This is a genomic window from Vibrio sp. D173a, assembly GCF_030248475.1.
The window spans coordinates 1-3069 of the sequence record NZ_JAHGAH010000027.1; the positions used below are offsets into that span (position 1 = coordinate 1).

1 rRNA gene is annotated in these 3069 nt (G+C 51.1%); it reads left to right on the forward strand.

From position 1 onward, the window contains the following. The first annotated feature begins 22 nt into the window (after positions 1-22). Positions 23-2912, forward strand: a 23S ribosomal RNA gene (locus KIV40_RS03890). The last annotated feature ends 157 nt before the right edge of the window (positions 2913-3069 follow it).

A 3069-nucleotide genomic window follows, 5' to 3' on the forward strand; every position in this document is an offset into this window, starting at 1 on the left:
TCGAAACTCCTTCGGGTTGTATGGTTAAGTGACTAAGCGTACACGGTGGATGCCTTGGCAGTCAGAGGCGATGAAGGACGTATTAACTTGCGATAAGCCCAGATTAGGTAGTAAAAACCATTTGAGTCTGGGATTTCCGAATGGGGAAACCCACTTGCATAAGCAAGTATCGCTGCGTGAATACATAGCGCAGCGAAGCGAACCGGGGGAACTGAAACATCTAAGTACCCCGAGGAAAAGAAATCAACCGAGATTCCGAAAGTAGCGGCGAGCGAAATTGGACTAGCCCTTAAGCTTTTTATGCGTCAGGTGAAACTTCTGGAAAGTTGTGCGATACAGGGTGATAGCCCCGTAACCGGCAACGCATTTTAAGTGAAATCGAGTAGGGCGGGACACGTGATATCCTGTCTGAATATGGGGGGACCATCCTCCAAGGCTAAATACTACTGACTGACCGATAGTGAACCAGTACCGTGAGGGAAAGGCGAAAAGAACCCCTGTGAGGGGAGTGAAATAGAACCTGAAACCGTGTACGTACAAGCAGTAGGAGCACCTTCGTGGTGTGACTGCGTACCTTTTGTATAATGGGTCAGCGACTTATATTCAGTGGCAAGGTTAACCATCTAGGGGAGCCGTAGGGAAACCGAGTCTTAACTGGGCGTTCAGTCTCTGGATATAGACCCGAAACCAGGTGATCTAGCCATGGGCAGGTTGAAGGTTGAGTAACATCAACTGGAGGACCGAACCGACTAATGTTGAAAAATTAGCGGATGACTTGTGGCTAGGGGTGAAAGGCCAATCAAACCTGGAGATAGCTGGTTCTCCCCGAAAGCTATTTAGGTAGCGCCTCGGACGAATACTACTGGGGGTAGAGCACTGTTAAGGCTAGGGGGTCATCCCGACTTACCAACCCTTTGCAAACTCCGAATACCAGTAAGTACTATCCGGGAGACACACGGCGGGTGCTAACGTCCGTCGTGGAGAGGGAAACAACCCAGACCGCCAGCTAAGGTCCCAAATTACTACTAAGTGGGAAACGATGTGGGAAGGCTCAGACAGCCAGGATGTTGGCTTAGAAGCAGCCATCATTTAAAGAAAGCGTAATAGCTCACTGGTCGAGTCGGCCTGCGCGGAAGATGTAACGGGGCTAAGTAGTAAACCGAAGCTGCGGCAATGCACTTTAGTGCATTGGGTAGGGGAGCGTTCTGTAAGCGGTTGAAGGTGTGTGGTAACGCATGCTGGACGTATCAGAAGTGCGAATGCTGACATGAGTAACGATAAAGGGGGTGAAAAACCTCCTCGCCGGAAGACCAAGGGTTCCTGTCCAACGTTAATCGGGGCAGGGTAAGTCGACCCCTAAGGCGAGGCCGAAAGGCGTAGTCGATGGGAAACGGGTTAATATTCCCGTACTTCTTACAATTGCGATGGGGGGACGGAGAAGGCTAGGTGGGCCTGGCGACGGTTGTCCAGGTTCAAGTGCGTAGGCTGAAGAGTTAGGTAAATCCGGCTCCTCTTAAGGCTGAGACACGACGTCGAGCTACTACGGTAGTGAAGTCATTGATGCCATGCTTCCAGGAAAAGCCTCTAAGCTTCAGATTGTAAGGAATCGTACCCCAAACCGACACAGGTGGTCGGGTAGAGAATACCAAGGCGCTTGAGAGAACTCGGGTGAAGGAACTAGGCAAAATGGTACCGTAACTTCGGGAGAAGGTACGCTCTCGACGGTGAAGTCCCTCGCGGATGGAGCTATTGAGAGTCGCAGATACCAGGTGGCTGCAACTGTTTATTAAAAACACAGCACTGTGCAAAATCGTAAGATGACGTATACGGTGTGACGCCTGCCCGGTGCCGGAAGGTTAATTGATGGGGTTAGACTTCGGTCGAAGCTCTTGATCGAAGCCCCGGTAAACGGCGGCCGTAACTATAACGGTCCTAAGGTAGCGAAATTCCTTGTCGGGTAAGTTCCGACCTGCACGAATGGCGTAATGATGGCCACGCTGTCTCCACCCGAGACTCAGTGAAATTGAAATCGCTGTGAAGATGCAGTGTACCCGCGGCTAGACGGAAAGACCCCGTGAACCTTTACTACAGCTTGGCACTGAACATTGACCCTACATGTGTAGGATAGGTGGGAGGCTTTGAAACTAGTACGCCAGTATTAGTGGAGCCGTCCTTGAAATACCACCCTTGTAGTGTTGATGTTCTAACGTCGACCCCTTATCGGGGTTGCGGACAGTGCCTGGTGGGTAGTTTGACTGGGGCGGTCTCCTCCCAAAGCGTAACGGAGGAGCACGAAGGTGGGCTAATCACGGTTGGACATCGTGAGGTTAGTGCAATGGCATAAGCCCGCTTGACTGCGAGAATGACAATTCGAGCAGGTGCGAAAGCAGGTCATAGTGATCCGGTGGTTCTGAATGGAAGGGCCATCGCTCAACGGATAAAAGGTACTCCGGGGATAACAGGCTGATACCGCCCAAGAGTTCATATCGACGGCGGTGTTTGGCACCTCGATGTCGGCTCATCACATCCTGGGGCTGAAGTCGGTCCCAAGGGTATGGCTGTTCGCCATTTAAAGTGGTACGCGAGCTGGGTTTAGAACGTCGTGAGACAGTTCGGTCCCTATCTGCCGTGGGCGTTGGAAGATTGAAGGGGGCTGCTCCTAGTACGAGAGGACCGGAGTGGACGAACCTCTGGTGTTCGGGTTGTGTCGCCAGACGCATTGCCCGGTAGCTAAGTTCGGAATCGATAACCGCTGAAAGCATCTAAGCGGGAAGCGAGCCCTGAGATGAGTCTTCCCTGATACTTTAAGTATCCTAAAGGGTTGTTCGAGACTAGAACGTTGATAGGCAGGGTGTGTAAGCGTTGTGAGGCGTTGAGCTAACCTGTACTAATTGCCCGTGAGGCTTAACCATACAACACCCAAGGGGTTTTGATGGACTCAAAGCAAGAACGAATTGAATGTGTAAGAACTGAAAACAGCTTTCCAGATTTTTTGCCTTCAGCTTTTAGAAAAAGCTGAAAGTAAAAGCAAGAATTTGCTTGGCGACCATAGCGATTTGGACCCACCTG